Raw genomic sequence first — 18224 nt, forward strand, 5'->3', positions numbered from 1 at the left:
TTTATTGATCTTCAATGACAATATAAGTTGCTTTTACGGGGCCATGCACGCCGACAATCAATACGGATTCTATATCTGCTGAATTGCTTGGTCCTGACATAAATAAAATGCAGGATGGCACTTGTTGACCCTTTTCGATTTGCTTGCGGATTTTTTGGGCAGCTTGCGTCATTCTAGGGACAATGGAACTTTTCGGAATAAGCACGATCACTTTTTGCGGCAAAAAGTTCATTGTGCGTCCCCGGTTTGGATGACTGGTAAGCATAGCGGTGGCGGATTCGGCCAATGTCGTTTCGCTGATCGTTATACCGATATTCGCCTTTTCGGCCTGGCGAATGTTTTCCTCAGGGGTGTCCGGATTCCACTCGTAAAAGTGGATGCCGTTTTCCGGCAAATTTTCCATCCATTTCTTCACCCCGAATTTTTCAAAGCGGTCGTCTTTCCATGTGATGACCGATTCACCTCCATAATCGTTCACCACTTGATGAAGTACATTCGGCAAATCCGCGGTTGTTGTTTGGACGAACGTTGTATGGATGTTTTCGCATTGCTGTTTCAACACTTCCACCAGTTCATCTTGGGATGCATTTTTTAACACTTCATGTTGGGGGCAATATTTCCAAACGGGAAGTTCCACTTTTGTTCGAACAGGGCGGCCGAGGCTTTTGGCAATTTGATTTAGGAATTCATCGCGATTTTGAATCGTCATGATTGCTCTCCTTTCTGACGCTGCTTCATCCAATGGCGGAAGCTTTCTTTATTTGGGGCAGGAAAATCCCGCACTTCCGTCCAAGCTTTTAATGGGCCTGGTCCGCTTGTGATTTTGTCATCTTTTACAAAAGGAGACATGATAGGTGAAGCGACTTTTGTTGCCATATTAAAGAGCGGCGAAGTTGATGCCCCTAGCCCAAAGGCTTTCATAATTAAACGTTCTGAAATCGGGGCTTTTCCTTCCTGTTCCACTATTTTTTGGCGATGCAAATGTAATAATTGATGCAAAGGGATTTTTACAGGGCAAACTTCTGTACAAGCACCGCAAAGGCTTGATGCATACGGCAGTTCTTTGAAATCTTCATATCCTCCAAGCAGCGGAGATAAAACAGCGCCGATTGGGCCAGAATAAATTGACCCGTAAGTGTGGCCGCCTACATGGCGATACACTGGGCAAACATTGACACATGCTGCACAGCGGATGCATTGTAGTATAGGCTGGAATTCCGTGCCTAAAATTTTCGAGCGTCCATTATCTACAATGACTAAGTGGAATTCTTCCGGACCGTCTGTTTCGTTTTCTCCTTTTGGGCCTGTCAGCAATGTGATATAGCTTGTTAATCGTTGGCCGACCGAGCTGCGAGTTAATAGGCTGACGAGAACTTCCATTTCCTCAAAGGTTGGTACAATTCTTTCCATCCCCATTACCACGATTTGAGTTTTTGGCAGAGCTGAGACAAGGTCTGCATTTCCTTCATTTGTCACTAAAGTCACTGTGCCGCTTTCGGCAATGGCAAAGTTGCATCCTGTAATGCCGATGTCTGCTGTTAAATATTCCTCGCGCAGCTTTTTGCGGGCAAACAGCGCCATTTCTTCAGGTTGTTCTGATTTGTCGTAGCCAACTTTTGCAAAGATTTCCCGTATTTGATGGCGGTTTTTATGCAATGATGGCACAATAATGTGTGAAGGTGGTTCATGGTCATTTAATTGTAAAATGAACTCTGCCAGATCGGTTTCCACCACTTTGCAGCCGGCTTCTTCCAACGCTGCGTTTAGATTGATTTCTTCTGTCACCATCGATTTAGATTTAACAATTTTTTTCGCTTCTTTTTGAATGGCGATGTTTTTTATATAGTTCGATGCGTCTTCTTTTGTTTTCGCGAAAAATACATGGCCGCCGCGTTTGACCACATTTTCGCTCAACTCATAAAGATATGCATCTAAATTTTCTAAAACGTGTTTTCGAATTTCTTCTCCATGGGCTCTCCATTCTTCCCAATTTCCTAATTCCTCCACGCGAGCTTGACGGCGGGTTTGAAATCGGGCTTGGGCAGCGGATATGGCGCCGCGCATAAAGGTATCGTTTAAGTTCGTCTCTACGCGCTCTTTAAATTGCTCATCACTTGTTTTCATAGCCATAACTAATCCCCCCTTAGCGACTATTTAACACTTCTGCAATATGCATGACTCGAATCGGTTTTCCGGTGCGGCTAATTCGTCCACCGATATTAATGAGGCATCCGGCATCTGCACCAACTAAAATGTCTGCCCCTGTTTCCTCAATATTGCGCACTTTTTCATCGACCATTTCACCGGAAATATTCCCCATTTTCACGGAGAATGTACCGCCAAATCCACAGCAGCGCTCTTTTCCTGGAAGTTCAACATATTCCAGTCCTTCTACATTTTTGAGTAATCGGATGGGTGCATCTTTTACCCCTAAAAGCCTCGTCATATGGCATGAGGTATGATATGTGGCTTTGCCTTTTAACCGGGCTCCGACATTTTCAATTTTTAAAACGTTTACAATAAAGTCGGTTAATTCATAGGTTTTATCTGCTAAATTTTGGGCTTTTTGTTCCCATTCCGGATCCCCTTTAAAAATATGCGGATACTCTTTGAACATATATGCGCAGGAACCGGATGGCGTTACAACATATTCTGCATGTTCAAATGCTTTAATCATGTTTTTCATGGAACCTTTTGACTTTTCTACATATCCGCTGTTATAAGCCGGCTGTCCGCAGCAAACTTGTGATGTTGGGAAATCGATTTCACAACCAAGTCGCTCAAGAAGTTCCACAGTCGCCTTTCCTACATTTCCTTGAAACATATCTACAAGGCATGTCACAAATAATGAGACTTTCATTATGAATCCCCCTATAATTCCTTCAAAAATCAACAGGTCATCAGATGACTAAAATAGTATCACGTTTTTTCAAATTCTACTATAATTTTTTGAAAATACAAAACATAAAAGTGCAGAAGCTGGATAAACTTCAACACCTTTTCTCATTCTGTCGTATCGAAATATTTCATTAAAATTTCTTCTACGTTATTTAAATGGGAATACATGGCGAGTTCTGCTAGTTCGGGATTTTGTTGTTTGATAGCTAAATAAATTTGCATATGTTCATCATATAATTGTTCAATCGTGGTTTGTTTAGAAAATAACCAAATGCGCCTTGTTTCTCGCATTAATTCAATCGTAAGCCCGGATACTTGGTTTAGTAAATTAGGTAGCAGAGGGTTGTGGGAAGCATTTGCAATGGCCTTATGGAATTCGAAATCCGCTTTTTCACCAAGCTCTTCATCCCCTTCTACGTTTTTCATTTCCTCAAGGATTCCTTCTAAAATGACAAGATCTTCTTTTGTTCTGTTTTTCGCTGCGCTTCTTGCCGTCCCAACTTCAAGAATTTTTCTTAATTCAAGCAAATGAGGGACGTATTCTCTGTATGTAATAATGGCCGTAGAAAGAGGAAATTCCAGTTTTTGTTTAGGGAAGTTTTTCACAAATGTGCCAGAGCCTTGTTTTATTTCAATCAGCCCCATTGCTTTTAAGGCTGATAATGCTTCACGGACAGCGGATCTACTGACTTGTAATTGCTCTGCTAAATATTCAACAGAATTTAAACGGTCACCTGGTTTTAGTTCGCCTGTACGGATTTTTTCATAAAGAATTTCACAAACTTCTTCGTAAATTTTTTTCGTTTTTACTTTTGCAAGTTTCAAATAGTCCACCTCGTTTTTCAAGCAAAATCGGTAAATTAATTATACATTATACCGAAAGTACAATGAAAAATCTTCTCGTTCAGAGAAGATAAAAGTGTAACTCAAGTAAAACAACATTGAATTTTAAAAAAATTCAATTTATAATCTAAGTCATAAGGTCATCAGATGACTTGATAGGGGATATTTTGAAACATTGGGGGAAAGAGAATGACGTTTACGCAAAATTTTACAGCAGTTGGAAACAGTTTAGGGTGGACAGCCCTGGTTGCAACAATTCCTATTTTATATTTTTTCTGGGCGCTTGCTATTAAAAAAATGAAAGGGTATATGGCGGGACTGACCACCTTAATTATAGCTATCGTCATTGCAGTTTTCGCGTTTAAGGTGCCGGTTGTGACTGCAATGGCATCTGCTTCGCAAGGGGCTGTGTATGGAATTATTCCAATTGGTTGGATTATCATTACATCCGTTTTTTTATATAACTTGACGGTAAAAACCGGGTACTTTGATGTAATTCGTTCATCGGTGTTATCTATTACAGAAGACCGTCGTATTCAAGCTCTATTGATAGCGTTTTCCTTTGGAGCATTTTTGGAAGGGGCAGCGGGATTTGGTGCACCGGTTGCCATTACAGCGGCATTGCTAGTAGGTTTGGGCTTTAAGCCGTTGCAAGCGGCAGGTCTTTGTTTAATTGCAAACACAGCTCCTGTGGCTTTCGGTGCTATTGGCGTACCAATCACGGTAATGGAAGGGATTACTGGAATTTCTGCTTTAGAAATTTCAAAGATGGTTGGCCGTCAATTGCCTTTGATTGCCGTATTTATTCCATTTGTTTTAGTAGTGATTATGGTCGGCTTTAAACGGGCTTTTGAAGTGTTGCCTGCGGTTTTAGTATCCGGTATTTCATTTGCAGTGGCACAATTTTTAAGTTCCAATTATTTGGGTGCCGAATTACCGGATATTATTTCATCCTTAGTATCCTTAGTAGCTTTAGCGATTTTCTTACGCTTTTGGCAGCCGAAAAATATTTATCGTTTTGAAACGGACAGCCAAGTGGAGGATACAAAAAATCACTATACGGGTGGGCAAATTTTAAGAGCTTGGTCTCCATTTATTGTATTAACGCTATTTATATCTGCTTGGGGAATTCCATCCTTCAAAAAGGCGTTATTAGGTACATATGAAGGCGGGAACGCATTTTTAACCTTTGTGAATAACATTGGTGGTGCGCTCACGTTCTATCCAGAAGTCCCGTTTTTACACAATCAGGTAATCGATGGTTCAACAGGTAAGGAAATTGCAGCAGTGTATAAATTTGAATTATTAGGTGCTGCGGGAACAGCCATTTTATTTGCTGCTATACTCTCTAAGTTTCTATTAAAAGTTTCTTGGGGTAAATGGGTAAAAACTTTTGGCGAAACTATCAACGAAATTAAATTCCCGCTTTTAACTATTTGTTGTGTTGTTGGTTATGCCTATGTAGCAAACACAGCCGGCATGATGACTACTTTAGGTTTAGTGTTGGCAAAAACAGGGGCTTTATTCCCGTTCTTCTCGCCGGTGCTTGGATGGATTGGTGTGTTTGTTACAGGTTCCGATACTTCTTCCAACGTATTATTTGCCAAGTTGCAGCAAGTTACTTCTGAATCTATCGGGATGGATCCGGTTCTTGCGCTGGCTGCCAATACTGCAGGAGGCGTGACAGGAAAAATGATTTCGCCGCAAACATTAGCTGTGGCTGCTGCAGCTGTGGGATTAATTGGAAGAGAATCAGAGTTGTTAAAATTCGCCTTAAAATACAGTGTCATTTTACTTGTCTGCATGTGTATCATTACATTTTTGCAAAGCACCGTACTTACATGGATGATTCCATAAGTTTTGAAGTCTTGGCAGTATCGTCTGTTATAGATGATGCTGCTAGCAATTTTGAGTAATGGGGGGAGACTTATGAAAAAAATTGAAAAAGTCTTAGTCGCAAACCGCGGTGAAATCGCTATCCGCATTTTCCGCGCATGTACTGAATTAAAACTAAAAACGGTCGCTATTTATTCCCACGAGGATAGCGGTGCCATTCATCGTTTTAAAGCGGATGAATCCTATTTGGTAGGCAAAGGGAAAAAGCCAATTGATGCTTATTTAGATATTGAAGGAATTTTAGAAATAGCAAAAGATGCAAATGTAGATGCTATTCACCCGGGATATGGCTTTTTATCAGAGAATGTAGAGTTTGCTCGCCGTTGCGAAGAAGAAGGAATCATCTTCATTGGCCCAAAATCAAAACATTTAAGCATATTTGGGGATAAAGTAAAGGCTCGCGAACAAGCCATCGCTGCTGGAATTCCTGTCATTCCAGGTACAGATAGGCCAGTAAAAAGTTTGGAAGAAGTTGAACAGTTTGCAGATTCATACGGCTACCCCATTATGATTAAAGCAGCCCTTGGCGGTGGAGGCAGAGGAATGCGCCTTGTGGAAAAGGCAAGCGATTTAAAAGAGGCTTTTGAACGGGCCAAATCCGAAGCAAAAGCGGCTTTTGGTTCGGATGAGGTTTACGTGGAAAAAGCCATTGTTAAACCAAAACATATAGAGGTTCAAATTTTAGGGGATGAAGCCGGCAATATCGTGCATTTATATGAACGAGATTGCTCAATTCAACGCCGCCATCAAAAAGTGGTAGAGATTGCGCCATCTATCTCAATTTCAGAAGAGTTGCGCCGCCGCATTTGCGAAGCAGCTGTAAAATTGATGAAAAATGTGCAGTATGTGAATGCAGGGACAGTGGAGTTTTTAGTAACGGGCGATAATTTTTACTTTATTGAGGTAAACCCGCGCATTCAAGTGGAACATACCATTACCGAAATGATTACAGGAGTTGATATTGTTCAGGCGCAAATTAAAATTGCGGAAGGTTATGAGCTACACAGTCAAGCAATTGGGATTCCTGAGCAAGAAAAGATTCCTTTATTTGGCTATGCCATTCAATCACGGATTACAACGGAAGATCCAAAAAATCATTTTATGCCGGATACAGGAAAAATTATGGTGTATCGCTCATCTGGCGGTTTTGGTGTCCGTTTAGATGCAGGGAACGGTTTCCAAGGCGCAGTCGTTACGCCGCACTATGATTCGCTGCTTGTGAAACTATCGACTTGGGGAAGAACCTTTGAAGAAGCAGCGCAAAAAATGGATCGCAATTTGCGGGAGTTCCGTATTCGAGGTGTGAAAACCAATATTCCGTTTTTAGAAAATGTCGTAAACCATGAGAAATTTTTAAGCGGCCAATTCGATACAAGCTTTATTGATACAACACCGGAATTATTTGAATTTAAAGAACGGAAAGACCGTGCGACAAAGCTGTTAAACTATATCGGCAATGTGACATTAAATGGCTTCCCTGGAATCGAAAAGCGGCCAAAACCAATCTTTGTTCAGCCTCATATTCCGACTGTACCTGAAAAAAAGGTAACTGGTACAAAACAAATTTTAGATGAACAAGGCGTGGCTGGACTTATCCAATGGATTAAAGCCCAAGATGATGTACTGCTTACTGATACAACATTCCGGGATGCCCATCAATCGCTCCTTGCCACACGCGTTCGTTCGAAAGATATGTTTGAAATTGCCGATGCTACAAGCCAATTGATGAACGATTTCTTCTCCCTTGAAATGTGGGGAGGTGCAACTTTCGATGTAGCGTATCGCTTTTTAAAAGAAGACCCTTGGGATCGGTTGGAAACATTACGCAAAAAAATTCCAAATATCTTGTTCCAAATGTTATTTAGAGGAAGCAATGCGGTAGGGTATTCCAACTATCCGGATAACGTCATCCGCGAATTTATTAAATTATCCGCTCAGTCCGGTATTGACGTATTCCGCATTTTCGATTCATTGAACTGGGTAAAAGCGATGGAAGTGGCCATCGATGAAGTTCGCCTCAATGGAAAAGTGGCAGAAGCAGCAATCTGCTATACGGGCGATATTTTAGATGATGGAAGAGCAAAATATACGGTGCAATATTACAAGGAAATGGCCAAACAATTAGAACAAGCCGGCGCGCATATTTTAGCCATTAAAGATATGGCAGGGCTGCTCAAACCAAATGCCGCTTACCGTTTAATTTCCGAATTGAAGGAAACAACCGATTTGCCAATTCATCTCCATACTCATGATACAAGCGGAAATGGTATTTTCGTTTATGCAAAAGCCATTGAAGCTGGAGTGGACATCATTGATACGGCATTAGGTTCCATGGCAGGTTTAACATCTCAACCAAGCGCCAATTCGCTCTACTATGCCTTAAGTGGCGAAAAACGGCAAGTCAGAGCGGATATTGAATCCCTTGAAAAGCTGTCATATTATTGGGCGGATGTGCGCAAATATTATGTGGATTTCGAAAGCGGTATGAATGCCCCTCATTCAGAAGTGTATGTACATGAAATGCCTGGCGGACAATATAGCAACTTGCAGCAACAAGCGAAAGCAGTTGGACTAGGGGACCGCTGGGAGCAAGTGAAGAAAATGTATTCCCGCGTCAATTTAATGTTTGGCGATATTGTAAAAGTAACGCCATCTTCAAAAGTGGTTGGCGATATGGCGCTCTTTATGGTGCAAAATGATTTAGATGAAGAAAATATTTTTGAACGCGGGAAAACGCTTGACTTCCCTGATTCCGTCATTGAATTTTTCCAAGGTTATCTAGGACAGCCTTATGGCGGATTCCCAGAAAAACTGCAAAAGCTCATACTAAAAGACCGCAAGCCAATTACAGTGCGCCCTGGTGAACTACTTGAGCCAGTTGATTTTAGTAAACTTGCTGTTGAGCTGGAAGAAAAAGTCGGATTCAAACCGACAGAGAAAGACTTAATCGCCTACGCACTATATCCAAAAGTATTTGAAGAATACGCTAAAGTGCGTGCCCAATACGGTGACATTTCTGTATTAGATACGCCGACATTCCTATACGGTTTGCGCCTAGGCGAAGAAATTGAAGTGGAAATTGAAAAAGGAAAAACATTGATTATTAAATTAGTGTCCATTGGTGAGCCGCAACATGATGGTACACGAGTGATATACTTTGAAATTAACGGTCAACCTCGGGAAATTATCGTACAAGATATGACGGTGGAGGTAAAGGGTAATAAAGCCGTCAAAGCGGACCCATCCAATCCAAATCAAATTGGCGCAACGATGCCAGGTACAATATTGAAAGTGGTAGTATCTAAAGGCAGTCCGGTAAAACGGGGCGACCATCTATTAATTACAGAAGCCATGAAGATGGAGACAACTGTGCAAGCGCCAAAAGATGGTGTGGTAAAAGAAATTTACGTTAAAGAGGGCGACTCCATTTCCACTGGCGACCTATTAATTGAAATCGAATAACAAAGGTGATTTAAGCCAGCAAGGATATCTTCTTGCTGGCTTGAAATGTTAATGGAAGAATTTGGCCTTGCAAAACTTAAAAGAATCCCCATATCCCTTGTATGAAATCCTCCTTTAAATGAAAAGATAAAAATATAAGGAGGTATGATAATGAAAGTTTTGCAAAGAATTGCTCTTGTACTAGCCATTATCGGTGCCATCAATTGGGGACTCATTGGATTTTTTAATTTTGATTTAGTTGCTACTTTGTTTGGAGGGCAAGATTCCGTTATCTCACGTATTATTTATGGCTTGGTAGGGTTGAGCGGTTTATTTTGCTTAACGCTCTTGTTTGAGCCTTGGGATGAATTAGATCGGGAAGATACAACGAGTTCTGTCAGCCAGCCAAATCAAAGTCAGATGAACTACAGAACAGAATTTGGTGAAGAAGAAGATCTCTCTTCATTAAAGAAATCAAACGAGAATGAACAATGAATTTTTCGCGGTGCAGTACTTTGCAGGAAAGATGGCAGAGTGCTGCACTTTTTTATGCAGCATCCGAAAAATAGACAATGGCACATTTTTCGCGAACATTGCATATATTGCAATGGACTTGTGAAAAGGGGTGTTGCAGTATGAATGGAAATTGGAAGCTCAGCGATCCGTATGTATATGAATCATTAAAAAGTCTGCAAAATCAATCTATCGCTGTTCAAACAATTCGAGGCAGTTTACGCGGCACATTAAAAACAGTGATGCCAGACCATGTTGTTGTTGAAATGGGAGGATCACCGTTTTATGTAAGAACGGAGCAAATTATTTGGGTACAACCAATAAAAGAGTCATAATTCAATCTCCATCCAACATAAGATACAATTGGTTAAAATTTATGGATGGAGGCATACTCAAATTATGTTTAAACGAGTAAATAAAATTCTTATTGAATTGCCGATTCCGAAGCATGGCGATATGAATGCAGCGGCTGCTGTTCAAGAATTGCTTGGCGGAAAATATGGTGAAATGTCTACGTTAAACAATTATATGTTTCAATCCTTTAATTTCCGAGGCAAGAAAAAGTTCAAACCTTTTTATGATTTAGTAGCAAGTATTACGGCAGAGGAATTTGGCCATGTAGAATTAGTATCGACGGCCATCAACCTTCTCTCCACAGGAAATACTGTTCCAACAGGACCTGACACAGCCCCACTACAAAACGGAAAAGATGCCCGTTATTCCCTCCACTTTACGTCAACTGCTCAAACCGCTTATCCAGGAGATTCAATGGGAAGACCATGGACTGGTGAATTTGTTACAAATACAGGCAACCTCGTAGCAGATCTTCTTTTCAATTATATGTTGGAAATCGGTGCAAGAACCCATAAAATGCGGGTTTATGAGATGACGACCCATCCGACGGCACTCACAATGATTGGATACTTGCTTGTTCGAGGCGGCACGCACATTATCGCTTATGCCAAAGCCATTGAAATGGTAACAGGAGTCGATGTATCAAAAATGCTCCCAGTTCCAAGCTTAGACAACAGCAAATTTGATTACGCCAAACCATTTATGGAACAAGGATTATTTAATGTTTTATACACATGGGGAGAAGAAGATTACCGGGATATTAATCAAATTTGGAAAGGGAAAAACCCCGAAACGGGAGAAGAGTTAAGAGTAATTCACGGAACTCCGGAAGGTGCGCCAGTTCCGGATCTTCCAGAACTTCCGGAAGAATTTGCTCCTGGAATTGATCGGGATGATTATCTCCGCATCTTAAAAAGACTCCAGAGTAACTTGTAAAAACAATTGCATGAAAGTAAAAAATCGCCGTTCCACGTACAAATCCTTGTGGAACGGATTATTTATGTTATTCAACAACCAAATGGAATTTCCTTTTAAAACAGAAAAATGTATGTTTTTTCGAGAATAAATGAAACTGAAAGAAGGTTAAATCGTACTACTAATAAATAGATTGTTTTTTAAGATTGGCAGGTATTTACTGTAAAAAATGATGGAATGAATTCCAAATAAAAAACGGTTCACCATAGGTTGAGGGGGCTTTTTGTGGAAAAAAGAATCCAAGTATTAGATATAGCCAGAGGATTGGCCATTATTGGAACCTTGGGTACAAATATTTGGATTTTTAGTAAACTGGGAAACTATGATTTTATGCTCGGTTTTGGAATGAATGACTATTCACTCGATACCATATTAGAATCACTCGTATGATTTTTAACCAATGGCAAGTTTTTGGGGCTGTTGACCATTTTATTTGGCATGGGACTGGAGCTGAAACGTCAGTCTTTCGTCAAACGGAATCAAGAACACATATGGCTATGGTTATACATTTGGAGCATGTTGTTGCTATTAGCGGATGGTTTCCTCCATTTTTTATTTGTTTTTGAGTATGATATTCTGATGAGCTATGCTGTAACGGGAATCATCGTAGCCCTACTTGTCCGACGCAAAATAAAGTTAATCAAAATTTTGGCTTTGATACTGGGAATTCTTCATATTGCAGGTGTATTACTGATCTCTTTCATATTAGAGGCAGGAATGAGATTTCCCGGGTCACAAGAAGAATTCTCCCTTGCATTAAATGAGATTGCCGCCGTCTACTCTACAGGTTCGTATTTGGATCAAGTATTATTTCGATTCGATGGGATATTTCAGATGAGATTGGAAGCCATTGCCGTCATCCCAATGAATATCCTGCTATTTTTGTTCGGTGTGTATCTTGTGCGTGCGGGAATTTTCCGTCAAACCAAAAGAAGTGAAGAACTGAGAAAAAAATTTTTTCTGGGGTTTAGTTGTGGGCATTCCGCTTAATGCGTTAGTATTTTTACCATTCTATTCAATGGTGACGCTGGTTCGTTACTTATTTGCGCCGCTGATGGCGGTAGGATATCTCATGGCGATTCATTGGATATTGGAGCGGAAAGCCAATCATTTTCTTCTGCAAAGACTTTCAGAGGTGGGAAGGACAGCCCTCAGCTGCTACATTTTGCAAAATATCACGGCTTCTGTATTGTTCTATAGCTGGGGATTCTCCCTTGGCGGGAAGTTGAATTCGGTTGGAACGATTGTTGTGTTTATATTCATTACTTTATTGATGATGATTTTTGCCCATTTCTGGCTGAGAAAGTACAATCGCGGACCTTTTGAAATGATTTGGAGACGGCTGACGAATGCTCCATTTGCTCGATTCATGAAAGAGACTGCCTAATGTAAAAAGAAGGTATACAAACGCTCTATTGTTTGCATACCTTTTTAGCTTTCCTTTCAAACCCGAATCATTTTATATGTTTAAAGGCATTGTATGCAAAAAGAATGGTGCCTAACAAGAAAGCTCCGCCGCCTATATATGTGAAAATATGTGCTGTGTCGAGCAAGCCGGGAACCTGGACTAAAAAGGCGCTGAGTAGGAAGATGGGGATTCCTAGATTATGGAGCCAAAAATGAGCCTTTCCGATTGAATTGACCGCTGCTTTTGGATAAACGCTATAAATAACTCCGAACAATGTTGTTGTTACGAACCCTACCAGGTTTACGTGGGCATGGGCAGAACCCCATTGAAGATTAAGAGTGATCGACATGAATAAACCTACACAAAGCCCGAAGATCAAATAAAGAATGGCCAGTCGAATCCAAATGGCTCCCCTCATGTATACACCCCTTTATGTTTTTTCACATGCTCTCCCCTACGAAGACAACATTCCCCTTCCCGGTGCCGATGAGTTCCTCCTTTATGTTTTTCTTATTTCATCATAATGTGAATCGCCAAAAATTATGAATGGAATCAGTGAATTTATTGAAAGTGCATTCAGGGTTTTCCAAATAAAAGTTTCAGTGAAATAAAATGGACCAACGAGCCTTCTAATGATGGGGAAAAAATAAAGGGAGAAGCGATTGTTCTCCCTGAGAATTAATATAAAAACAATTCCACGATCAATACAGCTGTACAAGTGAGCAACGCCACGCTGACAATGTTCCCTCCCAAATAAGCGGAAATGATGGCAACCAAAAATCCTACAAGTGCTGACCAAGGTGAGGCGGTGGACTCCAAAATTCCGGGAAAAACCATCACAGCCAATGTTACATATGGCACATAGTGCAAAAAAGACCGGATATAAATATTTTTGATTTCTTTTCTTACAAGGGTTAGAGGCAATACCCGTATCAAATAGGTAACAACAGCCATCACGAGAATATAAAAAACAGTATGATTCATGCCTCCTCCTCCTTTATTGGGAAGAGAAATGCGGCTGCGCCTGCAATCACCAGGGTGATTCCGATGATTTTTACAGCGGATGAGACGCTTTTTAAAGCGGGAATAACGGCAAAAATGGCGCTGCACAGCATCGAAACAACGATAACTCCGGCAATGATTTTATTCTTTTTTGCCGGTGGGACGATCACCCCAAGGAGCATGCCGTAAAGGGCAATGCTCAGAGCGCTCGTAATTCTTTCCGGGAAAATATTCCCCGAAATCACTCCGGAAAGCGTTCCCAATGCCCAACCAGGAACGGCCACCGTCATCACGCCATACATAAAATAAGGATTTAATTTTCCCGGTTCCGCAATGGAAACACCGAATATTTCATCGGTAATTCCATAGGACATCAATAATCGGTGATAGATAGGTGTATCTGTTGGAATCTTTTGTGACAGAGAAAAGGACATTAACAAATATCTGGAGTTGATGATCAGCTGTGCAACCGCAATTTCAATAACCGTCGCCATCGCGGCAATCATGGTAAGCCCGGCGAATTGCCCGGCGGAAGTTAAATTCGTTGCAGACATCAAGACCGCTTCAAAGGGATTCAATCCTGCCTGTTTACAAAGAATCCCGAAGGAAAAGGAGACCGCGAAATAACCAAATGCAATGGGGATGCCTGTTTTGATCCCCCTTTTCCATGCCGCTATATTCGTTTTCATCTTATTATGTCCTCCATTAGATTATCAATTGCTTTTTAGAAGATTCTAACAAAGGGATAAACATCAGTAAAATTAATGTTTATAATTATTACATAAGGAATATTGATGGAAGGTGTCAACGTGAAATGAAACAATATTATGCCTTTTTAAAAGTGATAGAAAAAGGCAGCTTTACCAAAGCGGCAGCAGAACTGGGTTATACCCAGTCCGCCATCAGCCAGATGATTCAAGCCCTCGAAGAAGAGCTGGGAACGACGTTAATTTATCGCTCCCGGAAAGGGATTATGTTAACGCCGGATGGAGAGGAATTTTTGCCTTTTATTACGAGGGTGGCAAATTCCCATGCGGAATTAATGGAAAAAGCGAGGGAAATGCAAGGACTGGCCACTGGGAATATTCGCATAGGAACCTTCACAAGCGTTTCAAGTAATTGGCTGCCCAGTCTGATGCAAGATTTTAAGAAGCTGTATCCATCGGTACAATTTCAATTGCAACAAGGAGAATATACAAGCATCGTCAAATATATTAAAGAAGGCAGTGTGGATTTCGGATTTGTAAATCCTGATGCGGCAGAGGATTTGGAAACGGTCGCTTTGAAGCAGGACCATATGCTTGCCATTTTACCGGAAGATCATCCCCTTGTATCCCAACCAACCGTTTCATTGGAGGACTTGGCGGAAGAGCCTTTTATTCTGCTGGAAGAAGGGGAATTGAATGAACCATTGGAAGCTTTTAAGAAAAAAGGATTGAGGCCGAATATCCAATTCCGGGTGATTGATGATTATACCATCATGTCGATGGTGGAAAACGGCCTTGGTGTTTCGATTCTTTCCGAGATGGTGATGAATAAAGTCCGATATCGCTTTGTCAAAAAGAAAGTGGAACCGCCAATTACCCGAACTTTGGGCATCGCCTATAAAAATAAGAAAACATTGCCGAGCGCCAGCCGTTATTTTATCGATTTCATCATCCGGCAATTATCGGCAACGCGATGAAAGGAGAGACCCTGATGAAACAGCTTTATATTAAACAAAAGTTTCTAAGTCTTACCGATCGATTTAAGGTGAAAGATGAGCAGGGGAATGAAGTGTATTATGTGGAAGGCAGCTTTTTGAAAATACCTAAGACCTTTACAATCTATGACATGGAGGGGCATGAAGTGGCGGTTATTACGAAGAAAGTATTCGCCTTTTTGCCGAAGTTTATTGTTGAAATGGAAGGAAGACAGGTAATCACCATCAAAAAGGAATTCACTTTCTTCCGTTCCCGCTATACCATTGATGCTGCCGGAATTGAAGTGCGCGGCAATTGGTGGGATATGACCTTCCAAGTGTTCCAACATGGTGAAAAAATCGGCCAAGTAAGCAAAGAGTGGTTTACTTGGGGAGACAGCTACAAAGTGGAAATTTTAAATGAAGAAATGGAACAGATCATTATTGCGCTTGTCATTGCCATAGACTGTGTGAAAGAAGAGCAAAATACCGCAGCGGCGGCCAGTTCATCCGTCTAATAGGAGTCTTCCCGAATAAAAAGACATTAGTAATCCCTTTTACTAATGTCTTTTTCATTTAAGATTCGGTTGAGTCAACGGAAATCCATTGCTGTGACCATTTTTCAATCGATGTCAAAATCGGTTCCATCGAACGCCCTTTTTCCGTCAATGAATACTCGATGATGACGGGTGTGGCGGGGATTACTTTACGGTTGATAATCTCCATTTGCTCCAACTCTTTTAAGCGGTCTGATAATACTTTTCCGCTTATGCCGATAGATGATTGAATTTCACTAAAACGTTTTGGTCCTGAAAGCAATTGATATATCACTAACGCAGTCCATCTTTGGCTGATGATGGAAACCGCTTTTTCAAATTTCGGGCAAATTGTTGGTTGATTCATTTATGACAACACCTCTCTACTATGTATTTTATCAAACAAATGATGAGAATAACAAAACAAGTGATAATAAGAAACGTTATATGATAAAAACACATTGTTACAATAAGTAACTGATAAGAGAAAAGAGGAGAGATTCGTTAGGATATGAAAAAATATCACCCATTTTTATGGCTGATATTTTTCGCATTTTCTTATGCCCATTGAAGTTTCATGATTTTAGGGAAGGAATCTTCAACACTTCTCAAAACCAAAAGCATCAATTCCACAATGATATCACTTATATCCTGATTTTCTATAAGGGGCAAAGAGTAATTTGCCTGTATTTCGTTATCGACTTTCGCAAATTTCGTATAACGGTATTGATTGTTCAATTCATTTAGAAGATTTAAGTACATTTCCACCTTTAAAGGGTTTGTTATTTTTGCTATATTAAAAACTGTTATGTCAACAATTGAATCATTCGCATTAAATAGAACTCCCAATAATAGCTGCGGTCCATTTTCTAATTGTTGATAGAATCGGAAACCTTTGGCACCGTCTTCAAAAGGAATCAAATCGTAGCCAATATTCGATTGTGTAATATAGCGTTCAAAGTTTTGTGCATGATTCACGGCTTTGTGCCTCCTTATTAATAAATACTTCCAAAGTGTATCATTTTTTTCAGGAGGAAAATATAAAAATTTTCATAGAAATGAAAGTGAAATTTTTAATCGCATTTAAATGAAAAAAACAGCCCTGAAAATTCAGGACTGTTTGAAGATAGAGCCGAATTAATTGCGGATGAGATAGTCAAAGGCACTTAATGCAGCAATTGCTCCAGAACCCATGGAAATGATGATCTGGTTATATGGGCCATCTGTACAGTCACCGGCTGCAAATACGCCTGGGATTGTTGTGGCGCCTTTTTTATCTACGATGATTTCACCGATTTTATTGCGTTCAAGTGTACCTTCCAGCCAATCCGTATTTGGAACAAGACCGATCTGAACGAATACTCCGGCTAATTCAATATGTTTTTCTTCACCTGTTGCACGGTCTACATATGTAAGGCCGTTTACTTTATCTGTGCCGGTGATTTCTTTTGTGGCAGCATTTGTGATGACTGTCACATTTGGTAAGCTGCGAAGGCGACTTTGCAAGATTTCGTCAGCTCTTAGGTGGTCATTGAATTCAAGTACTGTCACATGGTTAGTGATACCTGCGAGGTCAATGGCCGCTTCCACACCGGAGTTGCCACCGCCGATTACCGCAACGTCTTTTCCTGCGAATAATGGTCCGTCGCAGTGAGGGCAATATGCAACACCTTTGTTTTTGAATTCCTGTTCTCCAGGAACATTGATGTTGCGCCAACGTGCACCTGTGGCAATAATCACTGTTTTACTTTTTAGAACGGCACCGTTTTCAAGTTCCACTTCAATAAGGTCGCCTTTCTTTTCAAGGTGTTTGGCACGTTGCAAATTCATGATATCAACTGGATATTCTTTAACATGCTCTTCAAGGGCTTTCGCAAGTTTTGGCCCTTCCGTTTCTTTTACACTGATGAAGTTTTCAATTGTTAATGTATCTAAAATTTGTCCTCCAAAACGCTCAGCCACGATACCTGTGCGGATTCCTTTGCGGGCAGCGTAAATTGCCGCGCTGGCACCCGCAGGACCTCCACCGATGACTAAAACATCAAACGGTTCTTTATTGGACAATTCCTCAGCATCGGAGCCTTGGCCGAGTTTATCAAGGATTTCTTCAATTGTCATACGGCCGCTGGCAAACGGTTCACCGTTTAAGTAAACGGTTGGCACAGCGAGAATGTCTTTGCTTTCCACTTCTTCTTTGTATGCAGCGCCATCAATCATTGTATGCGTGATATTAGGATTTAACACGCTCATGATGTTGAGAGCTTGCACAACGTCAGGACAATTGTGGCAAGTTAAGCTGACATACGTTTCGAAGTTGTATTCGTCTTTGATGGATTTGATTTGGTCAATGACTTTTTGATCCACTTTTGGAGGACGGCCGCTTACTTGCAATAATGCCAATACTAATGAAGTGAATTCATGACCCAATGGAACACCTGCAAAAGTGATGCCAGTGTCTTCACCGACACGGTTTACGCTGAAGCTGGGTGTTCTTTTTAATTCCGCTTTTTCCACTTTGATTTTTGGAGTCATGGATGCCAGCTCATCAATCAAAGCCAGCATCTCTTGGGAAACCTCGTCAGTACCTGCGCTCACTTTTAAAACGATATCGTTTTCGAGCAGCTGCAAGTACTGATTTAGTTGGGCTTTAATTTCCGCATCTAATGCCATGTTGAAT

20 protein-coding genes are annotated in these 18224 nt (G+C 40.8%); 10 read left to right on the forward strand and 10 right to left on the reverse strand.

Going from position 1 to position 18224, the window contains the following annotated elements:
* Position 1 precedes the first annotated feature (1 nt).
* From NSS77_RS05850 to NSS77_RS05865, 4 genes are all read right to left on the reverse strand, one after another.
* Positions 2-709, reverse strand: a complete 708-nt coding sequence (locus tag NSS77_RS05850) for a lactate utilization protein C (protein WP_342470782.1) — start codon at positions 707-709, stop codon at positions 2-4.
* On the reverse strand, positions 706-2130 hold the full coding sequence (locus NSS77_RS05855) for a LutB/LldF family L-lactate oxidation iron-sulfur protein (protein ID WP_342470783.1): 1425 nt from the start codon (positions 2128-2130) through the stop codon (positions 706-708). The genes NSS77_RS05850 and NSS77_RS05855 overlap by 4 nt, the downstream gene beginning before the upstream one ends.
* Positions 2131-2143: 13 nt before the next feature.
* Positions 2144-2860: a (Fe-S)-binding protein gene (locus NSS77_RS05860; protein WP_342470784.1), complete on the reverse strand. Its 717-nt coding sequence runs from the start codon at positions 2858-2860 to the stop codon at positions 2144-2146.
* Positions 2861-3003: 143 nt separating this feature from the next.
* On the reverse strand, positions 3004-3723 hold the full coding sequence (locus NSS77_RS05865) for a FadR/GntR family transcriptional regulator (protein WP_342470785.1): 720 nt from the start codon (positions 3721-3723) through the stop codon (positions 3004-3006).
* A gap of 207 nt (positions 3724-3930) precedes the next feature.
* Between NSS77_RS05865 and NSS77_RS05870 the strand changes: the two genes are divergently transcribed.
* The 8 genes from NSS77_RS05870 to NSS77_RS05905 all read left to right on the forward strand — a co-directional run bounded on the left by NSS77_RS05870 (position 3931) and on the right by NSS77_RS05905 (position 12307).
* Positions 3931-5598, forward strand: a complete 1668-nt coding sequence (locus NSS77_RS05870; protein WP_342470786.1) for an L-lactate permease — start codon at positions 3931-3933, stop codon at positions 5596-5598.
* Between the two features lie 72 nt (positions 5599-5670).
* Positions 5671-9099, forward strand: a complete 3429-nt coding sequence (pyc, locus tag NSS77_RS05875; RefSeq protein ID WP_342470787.1) for a pyruvate carboxylase — start codon at positions 5671-5673, stop codon at positions 9097-9099.
* A 150-nt stretch (positions 9100-9249) separates the two neighbouring features.
* A complete protein-coding gene (locus NSS77_RS05880) occupies positions 9250-9573 on the forward strand; it encodes a DUF378 domain-containing protein (RefSeq protein ID WP_342470788.1) in 324 nt (107 codons plus the stop codon).
* A gap of 140 nt (positions 9574-9713) precedes the next feature.
* Positions 9714-9926, forward strand: a complete 213-nt coding sequence (locus NSS77_RS05885) for a YuzF family protein (protein WP_342470789.1) — start codon at positions 9714-9716, stop codon at positions 9924-9926.
* 64 nt (positions 9927-9990) lie between these two features.
* A complete protein-coding gene (locus NSS77_RS05890; protein ID WP_342470790.1) occupies positions 9991-10881 on the forward strand; it encodes a manganese catalase family protein in 891 nt (296 codons plus the stop codon).
* 264 nt (positions 10882-11145) lie between these two features.
* Positions 11146-11310: a hypothetical protein gene (locus NSS77_RS05895; RefSeq protein ID WP_342470791.1), complete on the forward strand. Its 165-nt coding sequence runs from the start codon at positions 11146-11148 to the stop codon at positions 11308-11310.
* A 189-nt stretch (positions 11311-11499) separates the two neighbouring features.
* Positions 11500-11910 (forward strand): hypothetical protein, encoded by a 411-nt coding sequence (locus tag NSS77_RS05900; RefSeq protein ID WP_342470792.1) that lies wholly within the window; start codon positions 11500-11502, stop codon positions 11908-11910.
* A complete protein-coding gene (locus NSS77_RS05905; protein WP_342470793.1) occupies positions 11894-12307 on the forward strand; it encodes a DUF418 domain-containing protein in 414 nt (137 codons plus the stop codon). The genes NSS77_RS05900 and NSS77_RS05905 overlap by 17 nt, the downstream gene beginning before the upstream one ends.
* A gap of 67 nt (positions 12308-12374) precedes the next feature.
* On the opposite strand, the gene NSS77_RS05910 is transcribed toward NSS77_RS05905, so the two are convergent.
* The 3 genes from NSS77_RS05910 to NSS77_RS05920 all read right to left on the reverse strand — a co-directional run bounded on the left by NSS77_RS05910 (position 12375) and on the right by NSS77_RS05920 (position 14019).
* Positions 12375-12746 (reverse strand): hypothetical protein, encoded by a 372-nt coding sequence (locus NSS77_RS05910; protein ID WP_342470795.1) that lies wholly within the window; start codon positions 12744-12746, stop codon positions 12375-12377.
* A 260-nt stretch (positions 12747-13006) separates the two neighbouring features.
* A complete protein-coding gene (locus tag NSS77_RS05915) occupies positions 13007-13312 on the reverse strand; it encodes an AzlD domain-containing protein (protein ID WP_342470796.1) in 306 nt (101 codons plus the stop codon).
* The gene (locus NSS77_RS05920) at positions 13309-14019 is read right to left on the reverse strand and encodes an AzlC family ABC transporter permease (RefSeq protein ID WP_342470797.1); all 711 of its coding nucleotides are present in this window, start codon (positions 14017-14019) and stop codon (positions 13309-13311) included. Before NSS77_RS05920 ends, NSS77_RS05915 begins: the two co-directional genes overlap by 4 nt.
* A 125-nt stretch (positions 14020-14144) precedes the next feature.
* Between NSS77_RS05920 and NSS77_RS05925 the strand changes: the two genes are divergently transcribed.
* Positions 14145-15014, forward strand: coding sequence for a LysR family transcriptional regulator (locus NSS77_RS05925; RefSeq protein ID WP_342470798.1), 870 nt, complete (start codon positions 14145-14147; stop codon positions 15012-15014).
* Between the two features lie 14 nt (positions 15015-15028).
* Entirely contained in the window at positions 15029-15529 is a 501-nt protein-coding gene (locus tag NSS77_RS05930) for an LURP-one-related family protein (protein WP_342470799.1), read from the forward strand.
* Between the two features lie 58 nt (positions 15530-15587).
* Here NSS77_RS05930 and NSS77_RS05935 read toward each other — a convergent pair whose 3' ends face one another.
* The 3 genes from NSS77_RS05935 to ahpF form a co-directional block, all read right to left on the reverse strand.
* Positions 15588-15914 carry a helix-turn-helix domain-containing protein gene (locus NSS77_RS05935; protein WP_342470800.1) on the reverse strand — a complete coding sequence of 109 codons (327 nt, stop codon included), beginning with the start codon at positions 15912-15914 and terminating at the stop codon, positions 15588-15590.
* Between the two features lie 191 nt (positions 15915-16105).
* Positions 16106-16525, reverse strand: coding sequence for a hypothetical protein (locus NSS77_RS05940; RefSeq protein WP_342470801.1), 420 nt, complete (start codon positions 16523-16525; stop codon positions 16106-16108).
* Between the two features lie 159 nt (positions 16526-16684).
* Positions 16685-18217, reverse strand: coding sequence for an alkyl hydroperoxide reductase subunit F (gene ahpF, locus NSS77_RS05945; RefSeq protein ID WP_342470802.1), 1533 nt, complete (start codon positions 18215-18217; stop codon positions 16685-16687).
* Positions 18218-18224: the final 7 nt, after the last annotated feature.

The sequence above is a fragment of the Ureibacillus sp. FSL K6-3587 genome, from assembly GCF_038593165.1.
GTDB lineage: Bacteria > Bacillota > Bacilli > Bacillales_A > Planococcaceae > Ureibacillus > Ureibacillus suwonensis.

Coding starts and splice junctions, on each gene's coding strand:
- NSS77_RS05850 (WP_342470782.1), bottom strand. CDS start 709: ATGACGATTCAAAATCGCGATGAATTCCTAAATCAAATTGCCAAAAGC.
- NSS77_RS05855 (WP_342470783.1), bottom strand. CDS start 2,130: ATGGCTATGAAAACAAGTGATGAGCAATTTAAAGAGCGCGTAGAGACG.
- NSS77_RS05860 (WP_342470784.1), bottom strand. CDS start 2,860: ATGAAAGTCTCATTATTTGTGACATGCCTTGTAGATATGTTTCAAGGA.
- NSS77_RS05870 (WP_342470786.1), top strand. CDS start 3,931: ATGACGTTTACGCAAAATTTTACAGCAGTTGGAAACAGTTTAGGGTGG.
- pyc (WP_342470787.1), top strand. CDS start 5,671: ATGAAAAAAATTGAAAAAGTCTTAGTCGCAAACCGCGGTGAAATCGCT.
- NSS77_RS05880 (WP_342470788.1), top strand. CDS start 9,250: ATGAAAGTTTTGCAAAGAATTGCTCTTGTACTAGCCATTATCGGTGCC.
- NSS77_RS05885 (WP_342470789.1), top strand. CDS start 9,714: ATGAATGGAAATTGGAAGCTCAGCGATCCGTATGTATATGAATCATTA.
- NSS77_RS05890 (WP_342470790.1), top strand. CDS start 9,991: ATGTTTAAACGAGTAAATAAAATTCTTATTGAATTGCCGATTCCGAAG.
- NSS77_RS05900 (WP_342470792.1), top strand. CDS start 11,500: ATGAGCTATGCTGTAACGGGAATCATCGTAGCCCTACTTGTCCGACGC.
- NSS77_RS05910 (WP_342470795.1), bottom strand. CDS start 12,746: ATGAGGGGAGCCATTTGGATTCGACTGGCCATTCTTTATTTGATCTTC.
- NSS77_RS05915 (WP_342470796.1), bottom strand. CDS start 13,312: ATGAATCATACTGTTTTTTATATTCTCGTGATGGCTGTTGTTACCTAT.
- NSS77_RS05920 (WP_342470797.1), bottom strand. CDS start 14,019: ATGAAAACGAATATAGCGGCATGGAAAAGGGGGATCAAAACAGGCATC.
- NSS77_RS05925 (WP_342470798.1), top strand. CDS start 14,145: ATGAAACAATATTATGCCTTTTTAAAAGTGATAGAAAAAGGCAGCTTT.
- NSS77_RS05930 (WP_342470799.1), top strand. CDS start 15,029: ATGAAACAGCTTTATATTAAACAAAAGTTTCTAAGTCTTACCGATCGA.
- NSS77_RS05935 (WP_342470800.1), bottom strand. CDS start 15,914: ATGAATCAACCAACAATTTGCCCGAAATTTGAAAAAGCGGTTTCCATC.
- ahpF (WP_342470802.1), bottom strand. CDS start 18,217: ATGGCATTAGATGCGGAAATTAAAGCCCAACTAAATCAGTACTTGCAG.